2 protein-coding genes are annotated in these 3,492 nt (G+C 67.4%); both read left to right on the top strand.

The annotated features are described in order from the left end of the window. Positions 1–2,334, top strand: a 2,334-nt coding sequence (locus tag JOC24_RS32935; RefSeq protein WP_205024103.1) for an SDR family NAD(P)-dependent oxidoreductase, incomplete at its 5' end; no start/stop codon positions are given. A gap of 120 nt (positions 2,335–2,454) precedes the next feature. After that, on the top strand, positions 2,455–3,492 hold a 1,038-nt coding region (locus JOC24_RS32930), incomplete at its 3' end, for a beta-ketoacyl synthase N-terminal-like domain-containing protein (protein WP_374104555.1).

Genomic DNA, 3,492 nt, shown 5'->3' with positions numbered 1-3,492 from the left:
GATGTCCTGGCGGTGGGGACGTTGCGTCGTGGTGAGGGTGGTCCGGAGCGGTTTATGGCGTCGATGGCGGAGCTGTGGGTGCAGGGTGTCGAACTGGACTGGAGGACAGTTCTCGACAGCCCGGACACCCACGACGGCGCCCGCCACATAGACCTGCCCACCTACGCCTTCCAGCCCGAACGGTACTGGCTCGACGCCTCCGTTCCCCGCCCCTCTGCGGCAGAGGCCCCCCATGACGGCTTTTGGAGCGTTGTGGAGCGGGAGGACCTGGAGGGCCTCGCGCAGACCCTGGGACTCGATGACGCGCACTCGGAGCTGAAGAGAGTGCTGCCGGCGCTGTCTGCGTGGCATCGGCGACAGAGCGCCACCGCCTCGATGGAGTCCTTGCGGTACCGCGCCGACTGGAAGCCGCTGTCCGACTCCAACTCGGATCGCCTGTCCGGAACCTGGCTCGTAGTCGTCGCACAGGATCAGGTGGACGGCGAGCTGAACGAGGCGGTCGCCGGCGCGCTTCAAGCGCACGGAGCCAAAGTTGTAGCGATTGCGGCACCCGACGACGCGCACGAGTGGGCCGGTCTGCTGGCCGCGCACTCCGACGCGGCGGGCGTGCTGTCGTTGCTTGCCGAGGACGAGAGGCCCCTCCCCGACGTGTCCTCGGTTCCGGCGGGCTTCGGACGGACGTTGACGCTGGTCCAGGAGATGGAAGCCGTGGGGATGGCTGCACCACTGTGGTGCGTCACCCGGGGTGCCGTCTCCACCGGCGAGGCGGACCCGCTCACCAGCCCCGCGCAGGCGATGGTGTGGGGCCTGGGCCGAGTTGTGGCGCAGGAACTCCCCGGAAGGTGGGGAGGGCTGGTCGACCTGCCCTCGGCGCCCGACGCCGATTCCCTCAGCCGCCTCTGTGGGGTGTTGGCTGCCGACGCTCACGAGGACCAGGTTGTGGTGCGGCCCTTCGGGGTCCTCGGACGTCGGATCGTCCGGGCGCCCATCGGTGACGAATCGGGCGGCGGCTGGACTCCGGGCAGCGGGACGGTACTGATCACGGGGGGTACGGGTGCCCTCGGCGGCCAGGTCGCCCGCCGGCTGGCGTCCCAGGGCGCCGAGCACCTCCTCCTCGTCAGCCGCCGGGGCGCCACGGCGCCGGGAGCTGCAGAGCTGGAGGCCGAGCTGACGGAGGCCGGGGCCCGAGTAACCGTGACGGCATGTGACATCACGGATGCCGACGCTCTCCGCGAACTCCTGGCCGCGGTTCCGGACGAGTACCCGTTGACAGCGGTGATCCACACTGCTGCGGTGCTGGACGACGGGGCAGTCACCACCCTGACCTTCGATCAGGTCGACAGGGTGCTGCGGGCGAAGGCTCAGGCAGCGTGGCGCCTGCACGAACTGACCCGGGAACTGGAGCTCACAGCTTTCGTCCTCTTCTCCTCGCTCGCCGGCACAGTCGGCATGGCGGGCCAGGGCAACTACGCACCCGCCAACGCCTATCTTGACGCCCTCGCCCAGTACCGCCGCTCGCAAGGGCTGAAGGCCACCTCCGTGGCTTGGGGTTCCTGGGCACAGGGCGGCATGGCCGAGCTGACCGCCGTGAACGAGGTCCGTCTCCGACACGGTGTGCCGCTGCTCTCCCCGGAGTCGGCGGTCTCTGCTCTGGAAGCCGCGCTGGAACACGACGACACCACCGTGGTGATAGCCGACATCGACTGGGACCGGTTCACTCACGCCTACACCGCGACGCGGTCGAGTCATTTGCTGGACGAGATCCCCGAGGCGCGAAGCGTGCTGGAAGCGGCCGGCACCGCCGACCCGACCACCCCCCTGCCTGACGTGCTGGCCCGCCTGGCGCCTCAGGAACGCGACCGGCAGCTGATGAGTACCGTCCGAACCCACGTGGCAGCCGTGCTCGGGCATGAATCCGCCGACGCGGTGGGGCTACGACGGCAGTTCCTGGAACTCGGTCTCGACTCCGTCACCGCAGTCGAACTGCGCAACCGGCTGAATACCGCGACCGGCCTTCGACTGCCCACCACCGTGGTGTTCGACCACCCGACGGTGGCCGATCTCGTACGCCACCTCGGAGCCGAACTGTTCGACGGCACGGAGGGGTCGGGAACACCCGGTGCTGCGGAACTCGACAGCCTGGAAAACCTCGTTGCAGCGATGTCGGACGGTGATCCCTCCAGAGCCCAGATCGGCGGTCGGCTGCGCAGCCTCCTCCGGTCGGTCTCCGGCACCGCACAGCAGGAGACGGCGGCTGTCGAGTCCGAAGAGCTCGAGGCTGCAAGCAACGACGAGATCTTCGAATTCATCGAGAAGGAATTCGGGATTTCCTGACCACATGGTCTTCGCGGACCTGTTTTCTCACGGTTCTGACTCACACGGTTCTGACTCACACGGTTCTGACTCACTACATGGGGCAAGCACATGGAAGATGTCAAGAAGCTTCGCCATTATCTGACCCGAGTCACGGCGGAACTCCAGGAAACTCGGGCTCAGTTACGAGTAGCGGAGTCGGCCGGTAGCGAGCCGGTGGCGATCGTCGGCATGAGTTGCCGCTTCCCTGGCGGCGTCTCGTCGCCGGAGGACCTGTGGGAAATGGTGTCCGCAGGTGCGGACGGAGTCTCCGAGTTCCCTGACGATCGCGGTTGGGACCTGGCCGCCCTGATCGACGTGGAAGGTGAGAGGCCGGGAACCTCGTATGTGACCGAGGGCGGATTCCTCCACGACGCCGGTGAATTCGATGCAGGGTTCTTCGGTATCTCGCCGCGTGAGGCGTTGGCGATGGATCCGCAGCAGCGGTTGCTGCTGGAGACGTCCTGGGAGCTCTTCGAGCGCGCCGGCATCGATCCGTCATCGGTCCGCGGAAGCCACACGGGCGTTTTCATCGGATCCAGTTTTCGTGACTACGGCAGCAGGTTGCCCGCGATCCCCGAAGAGGTCGAAGGCCATGCCATGACGGGTACGGCGGGCAGTGTGGCGTCCGGTCGTATCGCGTACACCTTCGGTCTGACGGGTCCGGCGATCACGGTGGACACGGCTTGTTCGTCGTCGTTGGTGGCGTTGCACCTGGCGGTGCAGTCTCTGCGCCAGGGCGAGTGCACGCTGGCGTTGGCCGGTGGTGTCGCTGTGATGTCCACTCCTGATCTGTTCACCGAGTTCAGCCGACAGCAGGGTCTGTCCCGCGACGGCCGATCCAAGGCGTTCGCTGCCGCCGCCGATGGGATGGGCGCGGCGGAGGGCGTTGGGGTGCTGTTGGTGGAGCGGTTGTCCGATGCGGTGCGTAACGGGCATCGGGTGTTGGCCGTGGTGCGGGGTTCGGCGGTGAATCAGGACGGTGCGTCGAACGGGCTGACCGCGCCGAACGGTCCCGCGCAGCAGCGAGTCATCCGCCAGGCTCTGGCGAACGCGGGGGTGTCTGGTCCTGGGGTGGATGTGGTGGAGGCGCATGGCACGGGGACGACTCTGGGTGATCCGATTGAGGCGGATGCTTTG

Origin of the sequence: Streptomyces sp. HB132, from assembly GCF_016909575.1 — a bacterium.
Classification (GTDB): domain Bacteria; phylum Actinomycetota; class Actinomycetes; order Streptomycetales; family Streptomycetaceae; genus Streptomyces.
The sequence above is the reverse complement of the archived record's forward strand: the minus strand, read 5'-3'. Positions and strand labels throughout refer to the sequence as shown.